This window comes from Corallococcus terminator, from assembly GCF_049194865.1.
Taxonomy (GTDB): domain Bacteria; phylum Myxococcota; class Myxococcia; order Myxococcales; family Myxococcaceae; genus Myxococcus; species Myxococcus terminator_A.
This window is the reverse complement of sequence record NZ_JBLZWL010000003.1, coordinates 144,165-162,092: the sequence shown is the minus strand read 5'-3', so window position 1 is coordinate 162,092 and position 17,928 is coordinate 144,165. Positions and strand designations below refer to the sequence as shown.

Annotated in this window: 15 protein-coding genes; 10 read left to right on the top strand and 5 right to left on the bottom strand. The window is 67.3% G+C overall.

The window, feature by feature from the left end:
* The first annotated feature begins 69 nt into the window (after positions 1 to 69).
* Entirely contained in the window at positions 70 to 2,253 is a 2,184-nt protein-coding gene (locus ACN469_RS04740) for a M4 family metallopeptidase (RefSeq protein WP_498764561.1), read from the top strand.
* Between the two features lie 103 nt (positions 2,254 to 2,356).
* On the opposite strand, the gene ACN469_RS04735 is transcribed toward ACN469_RS04740, so the two are convergent.
* A complete protein-coding gene (locus ACN469_RS04735; RefSeq protein WP_498764559.1) occupies positions 2,357 to 3,943 on the bottom strand; it encodes a hypothetical protein in 1,587 nt (528 codons plus the stop codon).
* A gap of 259 nt (positions 3,944 to 4,202) precedes the next feature.
* Between ACN469_RS04735 and ACN469_RS04730 the strand changes: the two genes are divergently transcribed.
* From ACN469_RS04730 to ACN469_RS04715, 4 genes are all read left to right on the top strand, one after another.
* Positions 4,203 to 5,372 (top strand): NAD(P)/FAD-dependent oxidoreductase, encoded by a 1,170-nt coding sequence (locus ACN469_RS04730; RefSeq protein ID WP_498764671.1) that lies wholly within the window; start codon positions 4,203 to 4,205, stop codon positions 5,370 to 5,372.
* Positions 5,362 to 5,988: an LbetaH domain-containing protein gene (locus ACN469_RS04725; protein WP_498764557.1), complete on the top strand. Its 627-nt coding sequence runs from the start codon at positions 5,362 to 5,364 to the stop codon at positions 5,986 to 5,988. The genes ACN469_RS04730 and ACN469_RS04725 overlap by 11 nt, the downstream gene beginning before the upstream one ends.
* Positions 5,985 to 6,755, top strand: a complete 771-nt coding sequence (locus tag ACN469_RS04720) for an aldo/keto reductase (RefSeq protein ID WP_498764555.1) — start codon at positions 5,985 to 5,987, stop codon at positions 6,753 to 6,755. Before ACN469_RS04725 ends, ACN469_RS04720 begins: the two co-directional genes overlap by 4 nt.
* A gap of 114 nt (positions 6,756 to 6,869) precedes the next feature.
* The gene (locus tag ACN469_RS04715) at positions 6,870 to 7,754 is read left to right on the top strand and encodes an EamA family transporter (protein WP_498764553.1); all 885 of its coding nucleotides are present in this window, start codon (positions 6,870 to 6,872) and stop codon (positions 7,752 to 7,754) included.
* A gap of 59 nt (positions 7,755 to 7,813) precedes the next feature.
* Here the strand turns inward: ACN469_RS04715 and ACN469_RS04710 are convergent, their stop codons facing one another.
* The 3 genes from ACN469_RS04710 to ACN469_RS04700 all read right to left on the bottom strand — a co-directional run bounded on the left by ACN469_RS04710 (position 7,814) and on the right by ACN469_RS04700 (position 10,363).
* Complete coding sequence (locus ACN469_RS04710) at positions 7,814 to 8,308, bottom strand: PIN domain-containing protein (protein ID WP_498764551.1); 495 nt, start codon at positions 8,306 to 8,308, stop codon at positions 7,814 to 7,816.
* Between the two features lie 18 nt (positions 8,309 to 8,326).
* Positions 8,327 to 8,821: a helix-turn-helix domain-containing protein gene (locus tag ACN469_RS04705; RefSeq protein ID WP_498764549.1), complete on the bottom strand. Its 495-nt coding sequence runs from the start codon at positions 8,819 to 8,821 to the stop codon at positions 8,327 to 8,329.
* Positions 8,822 to 9,025: 204 nt separating this feature from the next.
* Positions 9,026 to 10,363, bottom strand: coding sequence for a KamA family radical SAM protein (locus ACN469_RS04700; protein ID WP_498764548.1), 1,338 nt, complete (start codon positions 10,361 to 10,363; stop codon positions 9,026 to 9,028).
* A gap of 319 nt (positions 10,364 to 10,682) precedes the next feature.
* Between ACN469_RS04700 and ACN469_RS04695 the strand changes: the two genes are divergently transcribed.
* The 4 genes from ACN469_RS04695 (at position 10,683) to ACN469_RS04680 (ending at position 14,941) form a co-directional block, all read left to right on the top strand.
* Positions 10,683 to 11,240, top strand: a complete 558-nt coding sequence (locus ACN469_RS04695) for a tenascin-X (protein WP_498764546.1) — start codon at positions 10,683 to 10,685, stop codon at positions 11,238 to 11,240.
* A 132-nt stretch (positions 11,241 to 11,372) separates the two neighbouring features.
* Complete coding sequence (locus ACN469_RS04690; protein ID WP_498764544.1) at positions 11,373 to 11,987, top strand: hypothetical protein; 615 nt, start codon at positions 11,373 to 11,375, stop codon at positions 11,985 to 11,987.
* A gap of 91 nt (positions 11,988 to 12,078) precedes the next feature.
* Positions 12,079 to 13,518, top strand: a complete 1,440-nt coding sequence (locus ACN469_RS04685; protein ID WP_498764542.1) for a M16 family metallopeptidase — start codon at positions 12,079 to 12,081, stop codon at positions 13,516 to 13,518.
* 13 nt (positions 13,519 to 13,531) lie between these two features.
* Entirely contained in the window at positions 13,532 to 14,941 is a 1,410-nt protein-coding gene (locus tag ACN469_RS04680) for a M16 family metallopeptidase (protein ID WP_498764541.1), read from the top strand.
* 50 nt (positions 14,942 to 14,991) lie between these two features.
* On the opposite strand, the gene ACN469_RS04675 is transcribed toward ACN469_RS04680, so the two are convergent.
* A complete protein-coding gene (locus ACN469_RS04675) occupies positions 14,992 to 17,166 on the bottom strand; it encodes a S9 family peptidase (RefSeq protein ID WP_498764539.1) in 2,175 nt (724 codons plus the stop codon).
* A gap of 200 nt (positions 17,167 to 17,366) precedes the next feature.
* On the opposite strand from ACN469_RS04675, the gene ACN469_RS04670 reads away from it, so the two are divergent.
* Positions 17,367 to 17,894, top strand: coding sequence for an ureidoglycolate lyase (locus ACN469_RS04670; protein ID WP_498764537.1), 528 nt, complete (start codon positions 17,367 to 17,369; stop codon positions 17,892 to 17,894).
* Positions 17,895 to 17,928: the final 34 nt, after the last annotated feature.

Below are 17,928 nucleotides of genomic sequence, written 5' to 3'. Positions count from 1 at the left end.
TCACCAGGGAACTTTCTGATACATTGTGGCGATAACTCTTCAGTCACCTCGTACGGAGTTCTGAGACCCATGAGCATTCGCCGCACTGATGGTTCGAAGCCGACGGTCCTCCCCACTCTTTCTTCCGCCGAGGCCCAGGCGAAGAACTCCGCGAAGACTTCCAAGGTTGCTCCGAACGTCATCAAGGACGGGTTCGGTCCCGCGGCGAAGACGTCGGACCTGGCGCGCGCCGAGCAGACGCTGAAGCCGCTGCCGGCGCCGGTGGGCCGCCTGTCGCTGGAGAGCAAGGAGGCGCAGTCCGCCATCCAGACCTCGCTGGAGCACCTCACGCCGGCCACCAGCAAGCCCGCGACGCAGGGCCTCCGGGGTGGCATCCAGTACCCCTCCTTCGTCCCGAAGAACGTGGAGCGCGACGAGCTGGGGATGACGCACGTGCGCCTGGACCGGCAGCACGAGGGCGTGAAGGTCTACGCCGAGCAGGTGGTGTCCCACCTCGGCAAGGACGGCAAGGTCAGCAGCATCACCGGTGACCAGTCCACGATTCCCGCGGGGCTGGGCACGCAGAAGCCCCAGCTGTCCAACGCGCAGGTGCTGGACATCGCGCTGAAGGACTTCGCGGGCAAGCCGGACCGCCAGCCGCACTCCGAGCGGGTCATCTACAAGGACCCGTCCGGCGAGTACCGCTCCGCGTACCGCGTCGAGGTCGCCAATGTGAACGGCACCGACAACCCGCGCCGGATGAACTACCTGGTCGACGCGAACAGCGGCAAGATCTACGAGAAGTTCAACACCATCGACGGCTTCAAGAACTGCCCCTGCGCCACGCACGGCACGGGTGACACCGCCGCCGCCAAGGGCAGCACCAAGGCCGCCGCCGCCGCGCCCGCGGACGTGAAGGTCTCCACCACGCCGAACGCGGCCATCAAGGACAACGCCACCGTCACCTCGAAGGTGAAGGTGGCTGACGACGTCACCGTCGACAAGCTCAAGCTGTCGCTGAACATCAGCCACACCTACAAGGGTGACCTGTCCGTCACGCTGACGAGCCCCTCGGGCAAGAGCGCGGTGGTGCACAACCGCACCGGCGGCAGCACGGACAACGTGAAGGGCGACTTCGACCTGAGCGCCTTCGCCGGCGAGAAGGCCAAGGGCGAGTGGACGCTGACGGTGAAGGACAACGCCAAGGGCGACAGCGGCAAGCTCAACAACTGGGGCCTGTCGATTTCGCCCAAGGCCACCCAGCCTCCCACCGAGCCCCCGAAGCCGCCCGTCCCCGGTGGCACCGCGGACGACACCTCGCTCTACAGCGGCAAGGTGGACCTGAAGACGAAGCAGAACGCGGACGGGACGTTCACGCTGGAGGACAACACGCGCGGCAAGGGCGTCTCCACGTACGACGCGAAGAACCAGGAAGAGGCCAGCGGCACCACGCCCTTCAAGGACGACAACAACGTCTGGGGCGAGGCGACGGACCCGAAGCGCAACCAGGCCGCCGTGGACGCGCACTACGGCGCGGCGATGACGTACGACTTCCTCAAGGACGTGCTTGGCCGCGACTCCATCGACGGCAAGGGCGAGAAGCTCGTCTCCTACGTGCACGTGAGCGAGAACTACGTCAACGCGTACTGGGACGGCGAGAAGATGAGCTACGGCGACGGCGACGGCGTGGACTCCGGTCCGCTCACCGCGCTGGACATCGCGGGCCATGAAATCGCCCACGGCCTCACCGAGCGCACCGCCGGCCTGGTCTACCGCGGCGAGTCCGGTGGTCTGAACGAGGCCATGAGCGACATCATGGGCGCTGGCGTGGAGTGGTACGCGTCCACGAAGAACCCGGACGTGAAGTTCAACTGGACGATTGGCGAGACGGCCTGGACGCCGACGAACGGCGACGCCACGGACGGCCTGCGCTACATGAACGACCCCACGAAGGACGGGTACTCCATCGACAACTACAAGGACTACCCGAAGCAGACGGAGGTGCACGGCTCCAGCGGTATCGCCAACAACGCCTTCTTCCTGCTGGCCAACGGCGGGACGAACCGCACGTCCAAGCTGGAGGTGAAGGACGGCATCGGCATGGACAAGGGCCTGAAGATTTATTACCGCGCCCTGGCCCACTACATGACGCCGAGCACCACGTTCGCCCAGGCCCGCACCGCCACCGTCCAGGCGGCCACGGACCTCTACGGCGCGGACTCCGCCGAGGTGGCGAAGGTGAAGGAGAGCTGGACCGCCGTCGGTGTGAAGTAGTCCTGACGTTCAGCACCCGGGCGCGAGCTGCTCTTCGCGCCCGGGGGACTGACGCAGCGGCGGCGACGGGAGGGGCGCCGCCGCGCCGGTCCGTTTCAAATCACTACAGCTTGCTCGGGTCGTCGACGCGGTAGTGGGACAGCCAGTAGTCGTCGTCGAAGCCCGGCGCGTCGATGTTGATCTTCTGCATGTGGATTTGTCCCAGAGCGCCCAGGCGCTGGTCCGCGTCCAAATCCCACAGGTCCAGGCCCTCGAACTCGTCCGCGGAGCCGTAGGGCACGTAGTAGTACGTCTGCACGAAGCCGTTCACCACGTCGACCATGTAGATGCCGGACGTCTGTCCGCCGCCGCCCACGCTGATGTACAGGTTGCCGCGCGCGGAAATCTTGCCGCCCTGAATCCAGGCGCCCACGGGAATGCTGCTCGACAGCGTCAGCGTGCGCTTGTGGGTGACGGTGACGGTGGTGCCCGACAGGGCAATCGAATAGCCGCGCAGCGAGGTCGCCCCGAAGGCGTTCGTCGCCGCGTAGAACAGCCCGTCACGCGAGTTGTAAGCGAGGAAAGCCACGCCGCCGGACCAGTTCGGCAGCGACGCATAGCCGATGTACTGCATGTTCGTGTTGAAGACGCCCACGGCGCCGCCCTGGCTCGGTCCATCCATGGCGATGTAGAGGTAGCCATTGACGTGCACCAGGTCGCCGTAGTGGCGGAAGCCCGCGTTGTACCAGGGGGACGGCATGGAGTAGCGCTCTGGCGGGTTCTCGTTGAGGGCCGTCATCGGCTGCTTGGCGATGATTCCGTTCGTGGCCTCGTCCTTCCAGAAGTTGGTGGTGTTGCGCGTCTGGAACCAGTGCGTGTAGTTGTGGGTGATGCCCTGGAGGTTGTCGGCGAAGTTCGAGTAGCTGCGGTCGGCCGGGAAGTCCGGCGCGCTGTTGATGATGTTGGGGATGGCGTAGCGGTAGCGCGCCACGAAGAGCGCGTTCGCCGTCGCGTCCAGGCCGGAGCGGTACTGCGCCGCGCCCACGCCCCACACGCACGTCCACCACCACTTGGGCAGGGTGGCCGTCTGCAGGCGCTGCCACGCGCCGCTCGCCCACTTGTCCATCCACAGCGAGCCGGTGGCCTCACCCGTCGTGGCACAGGCCTGGTAGTACTTCTGCACGGGGCCCCAGCCGGTATGCGCCCAGCTGTAGACATTCAGGGGGCACCAGATTTCGTCGTACTCGGTGTTGAGGCCCTGGCAGAAGTTGGCGTTCCACCACGCGGTGTCCGGCACCGCCATCTGACTCACTCCGTCCCCCGAGGGCCTCGGGGACAGCTGCTCCTTGGCCTCGGGCGCCATCGCCTCGCGCACGGACGTCTGCGCCAGGGCGGACGGCACGCGGCGGGCGGCCTCCACCAGCGCGGCGGGCGGCTCCTGGCCTCCGGACAGCTTGCGGTAGATGTCCGGGATGGGCATGCCGTCGAAGGCCGCCGCGTCCGGCATCGGCGTGCCTCGCGGGCCCTTCACCACCGTGACGACGCCGTAGTCGGGCACCTCGTAGAACGTCACCGACTGGCCGTCCGCCAGCTTCACGCTGGCCAGGCGCGTGCCCGGGTCGCTCTCCTGCTCGAGCTCCTCGTCCGTCTCCGGGCCACCACACGCCGCCAGCACTCCCACACAGCACAGCAGCCTGAACATCCCTCGCACGGTTGCAGCCTCCTGATGATTTTCCAGGAGAACGCCCCTCGCCAGTTTGCTTCGGTGCCTGTCGCTCGGGGAGCACCGCGCGAGCCCACCCGGAGTGGTGCTTCACGCCCCCGAGGCGCCACACCCGCCGCGTCCTTCCTAAGTCAGACGCAAAGCGTCAATAGTAGCAAATCGAGCTAATCGTGAAAGTCACGATTGTGAAAATTCTCTGTCACGGCGGGTGCGTGACGGTGCGACCGGACATGGGGAGAGCTTCGTGATGCGAAACATCCGTCGGTATGACGTGGTGCTGGTGGGCGGAGGCGTGACGGGGTTGATGGCGAGCCACAAGCTGGCGCGGCTCGGCCTGCGGTTGTTGTTATTGGAGAAGCAGCCGACGTTGGCCAGTGGCCCGTCGACGCGGAACGAGGGCTGGCTGCACCGGGGCAGCTATCACGCCGGCTCCGTGAAGGACCGGCAGGCCGCCATCCAGGTGGCGCGGCGGTGCATCTACGGGCACGAGCAGATTCGCGCCTTCGCGCCGGAGGCCGTGGAGGACGCGGACCGGCCGCCGCTCGTGCTGGTGCGAGACGCGGACCGGCTCCCGGAGCTCGTCTCGCGCTGGGAGGAGGCGGGCGTCATCCACCGTCCGTTGACGCAGGCACAGGCGAAGGCGCGCTTCCCGTCGGCGGACCTGTCTCGCGCGTCCGCCGTGTTCGAAGTGGCGGATGTCAGCATCAACACGCGGATGCTGTATCGCAAGCTGTACACGTCCGCGCAGCAGGGGGGCGCGGAGGTCCTCACGGGCTCGCGGCTGGAGCGCGTCAGTGGCTCGGAGGCCACCGTCATCACCGCGGACGGGGAGACGCTCCAAATCGAGTCGCGGCTGTTCGTCTACTCGACGGGCTTCGGGGCGCGGGACTTGTTCCGCCAGTTCTTCGGGTTGGAGCTGCCCATCCGCTACTGGAAGAGCCACCTGGTGGTGGTGCCGCGCCTGGGCGGGCACGGGCTGTTCTACGTGGACGCGCACGAGGCGGCGATGATGCACCACGGTGACTACAGCGTCGTCGGGCTCAACGAGGACGCGCTCCTGTGCGCCAACCCCGACTACAACGTGGTGCCCGAGCGGGCGGACAACCTCCACCGCGCGCTGGAGCGGCTGGTGCCGGGCTGGCGCAACGCGGGGCCACACAGTGATGTGGCCTGCACCAAGGTCGACTTCGCGCCCGACGCGGGCTCCGCGCGCTCGCTCAACATCGCCATCCACGAGCCGGTGCCCGGCCACATCTGCATCCTGCCGGGGAAGATGACGGAGGCGCCGTTCCTCACGGACGTGCTGACGGCGCGGCTCTACGATCGACTGGAGGATGGGCTCATCGCGCAGCGTCCGTGTGACGTGCTGCACGCGAGCCTCGCGTCCGTCGTGCGGGAGGCCCCCCATGCGGCTTGACCTGCTCGCGGCCCTGGATGCGCCCCGGCGCTCGGCGGGCCTGCTCACCGTCGAGGAGGTGCTCGCGCTCGCGGACACTGGGAACGTCGTCTACGACCCCTTCTCCGTGCTCATCTCGCGGCACCTGCGCATCGGCGAGGGCAATGTCATCCATCCGTGTGTCACGCTCACCTGCGCGGCCACGGCGGAGTTCCAACTGGGCAGTCGCAACATCCTCCACACGGGGACGCTGCTGGCCGCCGAGACGGGCAGCATCGTCGTCGGTGACGGCAACCAGTTCGGTGAGGGCGGCTTCACGGCGAAGGCGAACCGGGCTGGCGCGCGCATCACCGTGGGCGACGGGGGCCGGTATCTGGGCGGCGCGTCCGTGTTCGGAGAGAGCGTGCTCGGCTCCGGGACGCAGGTGCTCGGGGCCATCACCGTGGACAGCTGTCAGCTCGCGGCGGGAGCGGCCTTCAGCGACCCGGACCCGGACGTGCGCGCGGCGGTGCTGAAGGGCTCGGGCACGGCCCGTGGCCTCGCGCTGGGCGTGGGACAGGTCATCCTGGGCAATGGAGGCTTCCGCGCCGAGGACGTGAAGCCGCAGGCGTTCTATCACCCCAAGGTGAAGTCATGAGTGGGACGAGGCCCGTGGAGCTGGGGCTCGGACTGCTCTCGCTCGGGCGCACGTGGGGCTATCGCTCGGAGCCGCCTCCGTCGGAGGCCGATGGCCGAAGGCTGCTCGACACCGCCCTGGAGCTGGGCGTTCGCTGCTTCGACACCGCGCCCGCGTATGGCTCGAGCGAGCAGCGCTTCGGCGCGTTCCTGTCGGGGCTCGGCTCCGCGCGAAGCTCCGTCTTCGTGGCCACCAAGCTGGGCGAGCACTGGGACGCGGAGCGGCAGACGTCCTTCACGGACCACTCGCCGGACGCGCTCCGCCGGAGCCTGGACGAGAGCGCGCGCCTGCTCGGGCACATCGACCTGCTCCAGGTGCACAAGGCGACGGCGGCCAACGTGGGCTCGCCCGAGGTGCTGCGCGTGCTCGAATACGCGGGGACGTTCGGCATCTCCCGGGTGGGGGCCAGTGTGAGTGATTGGGCCGGCGCGGAGGCGGCCTGTGCCGCGGGCGTCTATTCCTTCCTCCAGTTCCCGTACAACCTGCTCCACCGGACGCTGGAGCCGGCCTTCGAGCTGGCGGCCCGACACGGGCTCCAGGTCCTGGTCAACCGGCCCTTCGCCATGGGGCAGTTGCTCCAGGAGGAGGGGAGGGATGCGCGGCTGTCCATGCGCGAGTCATTGGCTCACATCCTCCAGCAGCGCTTCTCCGGCTACGTGCTGACGGGCACGAAGTCTCCGGAGCATCTGCGGCAGACATTGGACGCCTTCCGCTCGCTCGAAGGCTGACGGAAAGACTCTCTCGCCGGCGGGGCCTCGTCGTGGCTCCGCCGTGCTCCTGACCTGGGGCCCCGCGAAGCCGTGGCCCCGGGCGGGCACCTCTTTGCCTCGAAGACCTCAATCATGTGGATTGCGTATGGCCTGGGCGCGGGCGTGATGCTCGGCCTCTACGATGTCTGGACGAAGAAGGCGATGACGGGCAACAGCGTCATCCCCGTGGTCATGTGGTCGTCCCTCTTCGGCGCGCTGTGCTGGGTGCCGGTGCTGATTCCGGGGGCGCTGCCCATCCACGTCGAGCCGTTTGGATTGACGTGGCGAGAGCAGGCGTGGCTGTTGCCCAAGGGCGTGGCGATGACGGCGTCGTGGATCCTCGCGTACTACGCGGTCCGCGAGCTGCCCATCTCCATCGCTGGAGCGGTGCGCGCCTCCGGCCCGCTGTGGACGCTCGCGGGCGGCTTCCTGATGTTCCGCGAGCTGCTGACGCCCGTGCAGTTCCTCGGGCTGATGCTCACCGTCTGTTCGTACTACGTGCTCGCCATCGTCGGCCGGAAGGAGGGGCTGGTGCTGGCGAAGAACCGCTCCGTGTGGTGGATGTTGTCCGCCACCGCGTTGTCGGCGGCGACCACCGTGTATGACAAGTTCCTCGTCTCGCGGCTGGGCCTGCCCGTGCTGGAGTTGCAAGCCAGCTCCGCGTTCCAGCGCTGCATCCTGTCCGCGCTGGTCTTCGTGCCGTACATGCTGCGCAACGGCGGACTGGGACTGGGCCTCACCTGGAGTTGGGGCATTCCGCTGGTGGGGTGCTCCTGGGTGGCGGCCGAGCTCATCTACTTCGTCGCCATCACCGAGCCAGAGGCGATGGTGACGCACCTGTCCGTGCTGCGCAGGACGAGCCTCATCGTGGGCTTCGTCCTGTCGGCGCTCTTCTTTCGCGAGGCCAACGTCCTCTTGAAGTCCGGGATGATTGCCGTGCTCATCCTCGGCATGGCCATCCTCATCCTGGGAGGTTAGGCCGTTTTCGCGTGCATGCGGACGGCCGCAGCGAAGTCGGGAACCATTTTGGCCAGACCCTAAAGCAGCTCCTCAAAGGAGCGAGGTGGGTTCCGTAGAGCCTTTGCCTGTTCCCTCACCAGTTCGACCACGCCGTCGGGATTGAGATCAAAGAGGTGGACAAGGAAATCGTCTGGCGATTGCGCTTCTATCCCAGTGGGAAGCTCGCGGAAGTCTCTCAGGTTGCTCGTTACAACGACTTGGGCTCCAGCCTTCACTGCGACCGCGACGACATGCCGATCTTTTTGATCGTTCTTCATCGCGGGAATGAGGTCCTCGTGACCCGTGATCATCGCTTCCGGAAAGGCTCTGTCCATCGCAGCCCGGAGTCGTTCAGCTTGTTGCTCCGTCATATTGCGGGTCCCGACAAGATTACGGAGTGCTTCATCAAGGATCTCTTCCGACCAGTAGACCTGGAAGAGCCCTTCGGACGCTGCGCGTAACAGCGTGTCGCGCAACGAGAATGGGTAGAGGACGTTCGCGTCCAGAACGACTTTGAAGGGAGCAGGAATCATGCGGATTCGCGAGCCGATCTAGTCCAGCTCTTCGTATCCGCCCAGGTCTTCACTCAGCTGCGTGAGCTCATCGAGAGCTGCCCCGCGCGCTTTGGACTGCTTTTCCTTGAAGCTGAGGACATCCTCGATGCGTAGCCGCCGATGTTTCCCCGTCTTCGTGTAGGGGATTCTCTTCTCATCAAGCAGACGGATGAGGTACTGCCGCGACACGTTCAGCAAGTCCGCGGCTTGCTGTGTCGTCAGCTGCTTGCCGACGGGTACAACCGTGATCGCATCCCCGCGTGCCATCACCTCAACGACACGTTCCAGGACGTAGAACACAGCCTCGGGAATCGCAATATGCTCGCCTGTTGGGCCAACCAGCTGGCATTGGGCGGCTAGTTTTCTTTGAGTGGTGGCACCGCCAAGCATGCGTGAGAGCGCCACGACCTCGGCCTGCTGGTCCGGGGGGGCTGATACGGGCGTCATCCGGCGGATACGGTCTTCCAGGAGCTGCGCCGCAGCGGTCGTCATGTTGGAACCTCCACGGGGTTCAAGCTAAGGAACATTCGACCCAGACGCAACCGATAATCGACCTAAACGCAACCCGCGTGCGCCTCTCCGCCTTTCTTTCCCCAGTAATTTCGAGAGCTTGTGGCTGCGTTCTTGCTGGGGGGCATGTACCCCTGGCTGCTGGGTACTCCCTCGGGGCCTGCATGGTGTCCCCCCTGTCCACCTTCAGCTGTTGGCCTTGAACGGCAGCTCCCAGGGGAAGTGCGTGGCGCCCAGCGCGGGCTTCAAGTCGAACAGCCACGTCGCCTTCTCGTCGTACTTCGCGAAGAAGGGCTTGCCCACCCACTCCGGCTCCCGGGCCTGGATGAAGTGCAGCATGAAGACCTTCTCGCCCGCGATTTCCGTCACGCCATCCACGCACACCTTGCCGGGCGTGGCGGACATTGACGGGCCGCGCACCGTCCGCGCCAGACCCGACACCTGTCTGTAGGCGTTGCGAAAGATGTCGTAGGCGGAGGCGAGCGGGACGGCGAAGTAGTCCTGCGGCCCCGTGTCCCGCTCCACGAACATGTAATAGGGCACCATGCCGTGGCGCAGGTGCGTGCGCCACATGCGCTCCCACGTGGCCGCGTCGTCGTTGATGGTCCGAATCAACGGCGCCTGGGTGCGGATGACCGCGCCCGTGGAGCGGATGCGGCGCACCGCCTCCTGCACGATGTCCGGCATCATCTCGTTGGGATGGGAGAAGTGCGCCATGAAGGCCAGGCTCTTGCCGGAGGCCACCACCTTCTCGAACAGGCGCAGCGTGTCGTCCGCGTCCGGGTCCGTGACGAAGCGCTGCGGCCAGTAAGCCAGCGCCTTGGTGCCGATGCGGATGGCCTCCAGGTGCTCAATCTCCAGCAGCGGCTCGATGTAGCGCGCCAGCACCGCCTCGCTCATCACCATGGGGTCGCCCCCGGTGAACAACACGTTGGTGACCTCCGGATGCTCGCGCACGTAGTCGACCATGGGGGCGATGTCGCGCGAGGCGAACTTCAAATCCGCGTCCCCCACGAACTGCGCCCAGCGGAAGCAATACGTGCAGTAGGCGTGACACGTCTGCCCTTGCTTGGGGAAGAAGAGCACCGTCTCCTGATACTTGTGCTGGAGCCCCGGCAGCGGCTCCTCGTTGGCGAGCTTGGGCACGTTGAGCTGCATCTGCCCGGCGGGATGCGGATTGAGGCTCGCGCGGATATCCCGCACCACACCCGCCAACTCCAGGCTGGGCGCTCCCGAGCGCATCAGGTCGACGATGCGCGCCACGTCGGCGGCGGGGAGCATGTCCGCCTGGGGAAACACGAGCCGGTAGATGGGGTCGTCGGGCGCCGCGGACCAGTCGATGAGCTCGTCCACCACGTACGTGTTGACGCGAAAGGGGAGCACCTGGGCCACCGCCTGCACGGCGAGCCGTTCGTCCGATGACAGGCGTGCCCTCGCCGTCAGCTCGTCCAGGTTCCTGTGGGTGTAGGCACGGTACCGCTGTCCCAGGGACAGGGGCCGCACCGCGTTGGATGTAGCGCTCACGCGGTCCTCGCTTCGGGCATGGCAGGGCCCTCCGCGATGGCTCCGCGGACATGGCCCTGGAGGGAGTGGGGCTGTCGGTAACCAGACGTACCGTTTGACCACCAAAGAGGTGGTCTTTCGGGGTAACACACGGCACGTGGACCTGTCACCCCGCCCGAGTGAAGAAACGTCGAAAGACGCTTCCGGGTGAGGGGAGACCCTGGCGGAGTGTCCGGGTGCCGGGCGCGATTCCTCTCGGAGCGCGCCCCGATGACGCCCCGCGCAATCACACATCGTCTGTGTTTGTTATTGTGGCTTCCCCTCTTCCAAGGAGCCGTCCATGAAGTCTCGTCTGTTGGTCGTCGTGGGAAGTCTGGCGCTGGGGCTCTTCTCCGCGTGTGGTGCGTCCTCGCCCGACTCCCGCGTGGCGGAGCCGGGGCAGGTGGAGGCCGGGCTGGAGCAGTGTCCGTGCGGGGGCAGCTGGCCGTCGTGCGAGGTCTGCGCCTACATCTGCGGCGACAACTTCTGTGACACCGCCCACGGGGAGAGCAGCTCCACGTGTCCCGAGGACTGCTCCTCGGTGCCCTTCTGTGGCGATGCCATCTGCAACAACGGGGAGACCCAGTGGTCGTGTCCCGCCGACTGCACGCCGACGCCCTACTGCGGCGATGCCATCTGCAACAACGGGGAGACCAGCGCGTCGTGTCCCGGCGACTGCGGCAGCCCTTCCTGTGGGAACAGTGTCTGCGACATCGGTGAGCATGCGTGGTCCTGCCCCATCGACTGCCCCAACACGCCCCCGTGCGGTGACTTCATCTGCTCCGCGGGCGAGCCGACGTGGTGCCCACAGGACTGCCCGCCCATGTGCCCGTCGTGCCCGCAGGAGCCCCAGGGCTGAGTTTCCCTGAGTGACAACCCCACCGTGCCCGGAGTGTGTCCGGGCACGGTGGGGCGGATTTTCTTGGGACACCGCGGCCGTGGTGGCCTCCATTAGAATGCGGGGCTCCCACCAGCAGCCCCGTGAGACTCCATGAACGCTCCTCGCCGTCACGCCTCCCCGCTGACCCCCGTGGCCCCGCCGCCCGCCGCCTCGGGGCCTGGTGCTTCGGGCGCCCTCGAGTGGCTCGCGAGGTTCGTGGGCATGGTGGTCGCGTGGGTGGGGGTCGCTGGCGCGGCGTTCGGGCTGATGGGGCTGGCGGTGGGCGTGGTGGGAATTGTTTCGCCGGAAGAAGGGAAGAAAGCCTCGCACGGGTGGTTGATCCTGGTGATGGCGGGCGTGCTCGTGGGCGTGGGCGTCTTCCTGTGGAAGAAGGGCATGGCGCCGTCCCGAATGGCCCGGCGCCGGGAGCAACTGCGTGGCTTCATCCGAGCACAGGTCCGGCTTCGCGCGAGCGACGCGGCCCTTCACCTCAAGGTGTCCGAGGACCAGGCGGATGCGCTGCTCACCGCGCTCATCGCCCGGCACGAGGTGGACCTCGTCTATCTCGCGGAGTCGCGCGAATACATCCACCGGGACGCGCTGGAGCGGGGGCAGGGTTTCGCCCGCAGGTGTCCCTCGTGTGATGCGCCGTTGGGCGCGGACAATGTTCTTCCAGGCGACAAGGTCGTCTGCTCCTACTGCGCGGCCCCCATCAGGGTGGCCTAGAAGTCACCCGCACGTCCTCGCAATCGAGGGTCGCGGTTCGCCGTAAGGGTCGGCGTCCTTCGACGCATGGCCAGGTCCCTGGGAGGGGTCGATGAGAAGAGTGTTTGGAGCGGTCACCGCCGCCGCGTTCCTCGGGTGCGCGGCCTCACATGAAGCCCAGAAGCCCGAAGCGCCGCCACCGCCCGCCGCCGAGGCGACTCCGGTGGCGGCTCCCGCCCCCGCCGAGACGCCGAAGCTCCAGGTGCCGGTGGACTACTTCAAGCTCGATAACGGCTTGAAGGTGGTGCTCTCGCGAGACACCACGGCGCCGAAGACGGCGATTGGCGTCTATTACAACATCGGCTTTCGCATCGAGCCGAGGAACCGCACCGGCTTCGCGCACCTGTTCGAGCACATGATGTTCCAGGGCTCGCGCAACCTGGGGAAGATGGAGTTCATCCGCCTCATCCAGAAGAACGGCGGCATCCTCAACGGCTCCACCCGCTTCGACTTCACCAACTACTTCGAGATTGTCCCCTCCAACGCGCTGGAGACGATGCTCTGGGCGGAGGCCGACCGGATGAGCGGCCTGTCGGTGACCCAGGAGAACCTCAAGAACCAGCAGGGCGTGGTGGCCAACGAGGTGAAGGTCAACGTCCTCAACCAGCCCTATGGCGGCTTCCCGTGGCTGGACATGCCGCAGGTGGCGAACACCAACTGGTACAACGCGCACAACTTCTACGGCGACCTGAAGGACCTGGAGGCCGCCACGCTCGCGGACGTGCAGTCGTTCTTCAAGACGTACTACGCGCCGAGCAACGCCGTGCTGGTGGTGGTGGGCGACTTCGAGCCGGAGCAGGTGAAGGGCTGGGTGAAGAAGTACTTCGGGCCGCTGCCCACGGTGGCGCAGCCCCAGAAGCCGGACATCTCCGAGCCGCGCCAGGAGAAGGAGAAGCGCCACGACAAGAAGGACCCGCTGGCCGAGCGGCCCGCGCTCGCGGTGGGCTACCACATGCCCGCGGTGGGCACGCCCGAGTACTACGCCATGGCGCTGGTGGACGAGGTGCTGCTCAAGGGCAACGACAGCGCGCTCTACCAGCAGCTCGTGCAGAAGAAGGGCCTCACCGGTGAGCTGCAGGGTGGGGTGAACGAGCTGGGCAACCAGTGGAACTACAACGGCCCCATGCAGTGGACCGCCTATCTGTTCCATGACGCGGGCACGTCGACGGAGACGATTCTCAAGGAGTTCGACGGCGTGGTGACGCGCCTCCAGGACACGCCCATCGACGCGGCGACGCTGGCGCGGGCGCGGGTGAAGGCGCGCTCACGGCTGTACGAGCACGTGGAGGCGTTCCTCGGCTTCGGCCGCGCGGACCTGTTGGCCTCCTTCGCGCTCTTCTTCGACGAGCCGGAGCGCATCAATCGGCTCGAGGACGAGCTGATGAAGGTGTCACCGGAGCTCATCCAGAAGACAGCGCGCGAGTACCTGCGCCGTGAGAACCGCACGGTGCTCACGGTGACTCCCGCCCCCACCAAGGCCCAGGCCCGCTGAGGACATGCGACCCATGAACACGCGCTCACTTCGCAGCCGTCTTGTCGCTCCCGCGCTGATGGTGCTCGGGCTTCTCAACGCGCCCGCCATCGCCGCTCCCGCCGCCAAGGAGGCCCCTCCGGCTCCCGCGGCGCCCAAGCCCTTCAAGGTCCCCGTCCGCACCGAGTTCAAGCTCGACAACGGCCTGGAGGTCTCCCTGCTGCCCTACGGCGACATGCCGAAGGTCGCCATCCAGCTCGCCATCGACACGGGCAACATCCACGAGAAGGCCAACGAGGTCTGGCTCGCGGACCTGACGGGCAAGCTGCTGGTGGAGGGCACCACCACCCGCTCCGCGGAGCAGGTGGCGCAGACCGCCGCCGGCCTGGGCGGACAGCTCAACGTCGGAACCACGTCGGACCAGACGTTCGTCGGCCTGGAGGTGCTCTCCGAGTCGGCGCCCCAGGCGGTGGCGCTCATCGCGGACGTCATCCAGAACCCGGCCTTCCCCCAGGCGGAGGTGGAGCGGGTGAAGGCGAACCTGCTGCGCGACGTGGCCATCTTCCGGAGCCAGCCGCAGGTGCTCGCCGACGAGCTGCTGGCGAAGGCCGTCTTTGGCGACCACCCCTATGGTCGCCTCTTCCCGACGGAGGAGATGCTGAAGGGCTACACGCGAGAGAGCGTGCGCGCGCACTACGAGGCGAACATCGGCGCGGCCCGTTCCCGCTTGTACATCGTCGGCCGGTTCGACGCGGCCTCGGTGGAGAAGGCGGTGCGCGAGGCGTTCTCCGGTTGGAAGCCGGGCCCCGCGCGAGTCCAGAACCTGCCGACGCAGCAGGTGGCGAAGTCGGTGCAGTACCTGGACCGGCCCGGCGCGGTGCAGTCCACGGTGCGCGTCGCGGTGAAGGCGCTGCCGCCCGCGAGCCCCGACTACGTCCAGCAGGAGGTGATGAACACGCTGCTCGGCGGCTACTTCAGCTCGCGCATCACCGCGAACATCCGCGAGAAGAAGGGCTATTCGTACTCACCCTACAGCGAGGTCTCCGTGCACGTGGGGGATGCGTCCTGGGTGCAGAACGCGGACGTGACGACGGCCGTCACCGGGGAGTCGCTGAAGGAGGTGCTCAAGGAGGTGGACACGCTGCGCAAGACGCCGCCCTCCGCCGAGGAGCTGCGCGAGGTGCAGAACTACCTGGCGGGCGTCTTCCTGCTCCAGAACTCGTCGCGCAACGGCATCATCAACAAGCTGCGCTTCGTGGACCTCCACGGGCTGCCGGACTCGTACCTGCGGGACTACGTGCAGACGGTGATGTCCGTCACCCCGGAGCAGGTGCGGCAGATGGCCACGAAGACGCTCACGCGCGAGGCGATGACCATCGTGGTGGTGGGCGACCTGAACGTCGTGAAGCCGCAGCTCAAGGTGCTTCCGCCGCCGGTGCGCTGAAGCCAGGTGCCGCTGGGGCGGAGGCTGGCTGTTGCCTCCGCCCTGGCCCGTCACAGGTGCTGCTTGAAGTAGCGCATGGTGGTCTCTCCCACGCGCTCCGCCATCAGCGGGTCCGACACCATGTGGGTCATGCCACTGAGTGGCAGGAAGTCATGGGGCTGGCCCGCGCGGAACAGGGCGTCCGACAGCTTGAGGGCGTGGAAGAAGAAGACGTTGTCGTCCGCGGTGCCGTGGATGACGAGGAGCTTGCCCATGGGCTGGCCCGCCTTCACGTGCGTGAGGAGCGAGCTTTGCGCGTAGGCCTCCGGGTGCTCGTCGGGAAGGCCGAGGAAGCGCTCCGTCAGGTGCGTGTCGTAGTCCCGCCAGTCCGTCACCGCCGACACCGCCACCGCGGCCTTGAAGACATCGGGTCGGGTGAGCACCGCGAGCGCTGACATGTAGCCGCCGTTGCTGGCGCCCGTGATTCCCACGCGGTTCAAGTCCAGCTCCGGCACCTCCGCCGCGAGCGCGCGCAGCGCCGCCACCTGTTCGTCCATCAGCGTCTTGGCGAAGTGGTACTTGGGCTTGCGCAGCTTCGCGTCGGCCGTGGACGAGGCGCCGCGTCCGTCGAGCTTCACGACGAGGAAGCCCTGGTCCGCCATCCACTGCGAGGTGAGGTTCGCCGCCAGGCTCTGGCGGACCATGGCGGTGCCGGGGCCCGCGTAGATTTCCACGATGACGGGCAGCTTCACTCCGGGCCTGGCGTCGCGCGGGCGGATGAGGGCCGTGGGGTAGCGCTCCTTGCCCACGTGGCGCACCTCGAGTCGAGGCTGGAAGGGCGGCTCCTTCGCGACGGAGGGCAGCTCGCCGACGCGTGTGCCGTCCGCCTTGAGCACCACGGTGCTTCGCATGCTCTGGGGGCCCTCCGACGTCAGCACGAGCAGGCCGCCCTGCTTCGAGACGCGGGCCGACTCCAGCGCCGGGCCTCCGGTGGTGACGCGGGTGGGCTTGTCACCCGGCTTCACGCGCCACAGGTAGCGCTCCGTGGAGTTCGTGCCGCCCAGGAAGTAGACGGTGCCTTCCTTCTCCACGTAGCCCGCCAGCAGCTCGAAGCCCGCGCCGGGCGGGACGAGCGAGCGCACCAGCTTGCCCGTGGCATCGCGCAGCTCCAGCTCCGGCGCGCCGTTGCGCTCGGTGCTCCAGAGAAAGCCGCTGCCGTCCTCGAGCCACCACGGGAAGGTCTGGTCCAGCGTGAGCCAGGCCTCGTCGCGCTCCACGTGCAGGGTCCGCGTGCGCCCCGTCTTCGCGTCCACGGCGAGCAGCAGCTCCTCCGTCTGGGCGCGGTTCTGGACGAGGAGTGTCAGCGGGCCCTTCGCGGGCCAGCGCACGGTGGCGAGATAGGGATACTTCTCCGCGTCCCAGCTCACCCACGTCGTCTTCCCGCCGGTGACGGGGATGAGGCCCAGCCGCACCTTGGCGTTGGCCTTCCCCGCGCGAGGGTAGGAGAGCTGCTGCGCGCCCTGCTCGGGGTTGCGGGTGTCCGCGAGGGAGAGCTTCTCCACGCCGCTCGTGTCGGACTCCGTGTAGGCCAGGGTCTTGCCGTCGGGGCTCCACCAGTAGCCGGCGAAGCGATACATCTCCTCCTGGGCGACGAACTCCGCCAGTCCGTGGGTCTTCTCCTCCGTGCCGCCTTGGGTGACTCGGCGCTCGGTGTTCGTGGCCAGGTCCAGGCGATACACGTCATGCTCGCGGACGTAGGCCACCTGCGCGCCGTCCGAGGAGAAGCGCGGGTCGATGACGCCGGGGCCCGTCTTCAGCTCGGTCACCTTCCCAGTGGTTCGCGCGACGACGTACAGCTTGCCGGACAGGCCCATGAGGAGCTTCTCGCCATCCTCGGCCAGGGCGTAGGAGGTGAACCCGCGCGCGGTCATCCTCATGCGCTCGCGGCGCGCCTTCTCCTCGGGGGTGAGGGTCTCCTCGGCGCCTTGGAGGAGGCTCTCGGGCGTGAGCAGCTCCCGCGTCTGGCCGGTGGCCACGTCGAAGGTGTGGAGGGAGAGCGTGTTGGAGGTGGCGGAGTTGCGCAGGAAGAAGAGCGTCTGTTCGTCCGGGGTGACATTCACGCCCACGGGACGGCCCGCGTTGAAGTAGCGCGTCTCCAGGAGCTGACGGAAGAAGCTGGTGGGGGCCTGGGGTTGAGCGAGGACCGGTGCGCTCAGGAGGACGAGTGCGGCGACGAGGATTCGCATGGGGTGTGTGGGAGCCCTCGGAATGACGGCTCAGAGTCCGAGCAAGATGCCATGGCGATGTAAACGAATGATGAAGTGCCCTTTGACGTGGAAACCACTCGGGGCGTCGGGTGGGGAGGGGTTGACCATGACCGTCCCATGGCACCGCGCGCCGTGCGGGCTGCCTTGGGCGTGTCATCCTCCAGGGCTATGCTTCAGGCATGAGTGAGCACGAGCCCCGAGTCATCGTCGCGCGGCGGTTGTCGCCGGAGGGCTTCGCACCGTTCGGTGATGTGGTCTCCGCGGGGCTCGCGCCGGGGGCGCTGGCGAATCAGGGCACGGCGGTGCGGTTCGACTGGTCGGCGCGGCTGGAGAACGGGCGGGACTCGGCGAAGCCGAACCTGGCGGTGTTCCGCTCGGTGCCCCAGGGGCTGCCCTTCACGGTGAAGCTGCTGGAGCACCATCCGCATTCGAGTCAGGCGTTCCTGCCCATGCGCTGCGAGCGGTACCTGGTGTGCGTCGCGCCGAGCCTGCCCGAGGGAGGCCCGGACGTGGAGAAGCTGGAGGCCTTCGTCTGTTGGCCGGGGGAGGGCGTCAACTACCACCGGGGCGTGTGGCACCACCCCATCATCGCGCTGGATGCCCCGGCGGAGTTCGCGATGCTGGCCTGGGAGGACGGGAGCGCGGGGGACTGCGTGGTGCGTCAGTTCACCGAGGCGTCGAGGGTTCGGGTCCAGGTCGACGACTGAGGCTATCATCCGGCCTCCGTTGGTTTGGGACCTG

What these genes read in the sequence shown, in the direction of transcription:
- ACN469_RS04740 (WP_498764561.1), top strand. Translation starts at nt 70, where the DNA reads ATGAGCATTCGCCGCACTGATGGTTCGAAGCCGACGGTCCTCCCCACT.
- ACN469_RS04730 (WP_498764671.1), top strand. Translation starts at nt 4,203, where the DNA reads ATGCGAAACATCCGTCGGTATGACGTGGTGCTGGTGGGCGGAGGCGTG.
- ACN469_RS04725 (WP_498764557.1), top strand. Translation starts at nt 5,362, where the DNA reads ATGCGGCTTGACCTGCTCGCGGCCCTGGATGCGCCCCGGCGCTCGGCG.
- ACN469_RS04720 (WP_498764555.1), top strand. Translation starts at nt 5,985, where the DNA reads ATGAGTGGGACGAGGCCCGTGGAGCTGGGGCTCGGACTGCTCTCGCTC.
- ACN469_RS04715 (WP_498764553.1), top strand. Translation starts at nt 6,870, where the DNA reads ATGTGGATTGCGTATGGCCTGGGCGCGGGCGTGATGCTCGGCCTCTAC.
- ACN469_RS04710 (WP_498764551.1), bottom strand. Translation starts at nt 8,308, where the DNA reads ATGATTCCTGCTCCCTTCAAAGTCGTTCTGGACGCGAACGTCCTCTAC.
- ACN469_RS04705 (WP_498764549.1), bottom strand. Translation starts at nt 8,821, where the DNA reads ATGACGACCGCTGCGGCGCAGCTCCTGGAAGACCGTATCCGCCGGATG.
- ACN469_RS04695 (WP_498764546.1), top strand. Translation starts at nt 10,683, where the DNA reads ATGAAGTCTCGTCTGTTGGTCGTCGTGGGAAGTCTGGCGCTGGGGCTC.
- ACN469_RS04690 (WP_498764544.1), top strand. Translation starts at nt 11,373, where the DNA reads ATGAACGCTCCTCGCCGTCACGCCTCCCCGCTGACCCCCGTGGCCCCG.
- ACN469_RS04685 (WP_498764542.1), top strand. Translation starts at nt 12,079, where the DNA reads ATGAGAAGAGTGTTTGGAGCGGTCACCGCCGCCGCGTTCCTCGGGTGC.
- ACN469_RS04680 (WP_498764541.1), top strand. Translation starts at nt 13,532, where the DNA reads ATGAACACGCGCTCACTTCGCAGCCGTCTTGTCGCTCCCGCGCTGATG.
- ACN469_RS04675 (WP_498764539.1), bottom strand. Translation starts at nt 17,166, where the DNA reads ATGCGAATCCTCGTCGCCGCACTCGTCCTCCTGAGCGCACCGGTCCTC.
- ACN469_RS04670 (WP_498764537.1), top strand. Translation starts at nt 17,367, where the DNA reads ATGAGTGAGCACGAGCCCCGAGTCATCGTCGCGCGGCGGTTGTCGCCG.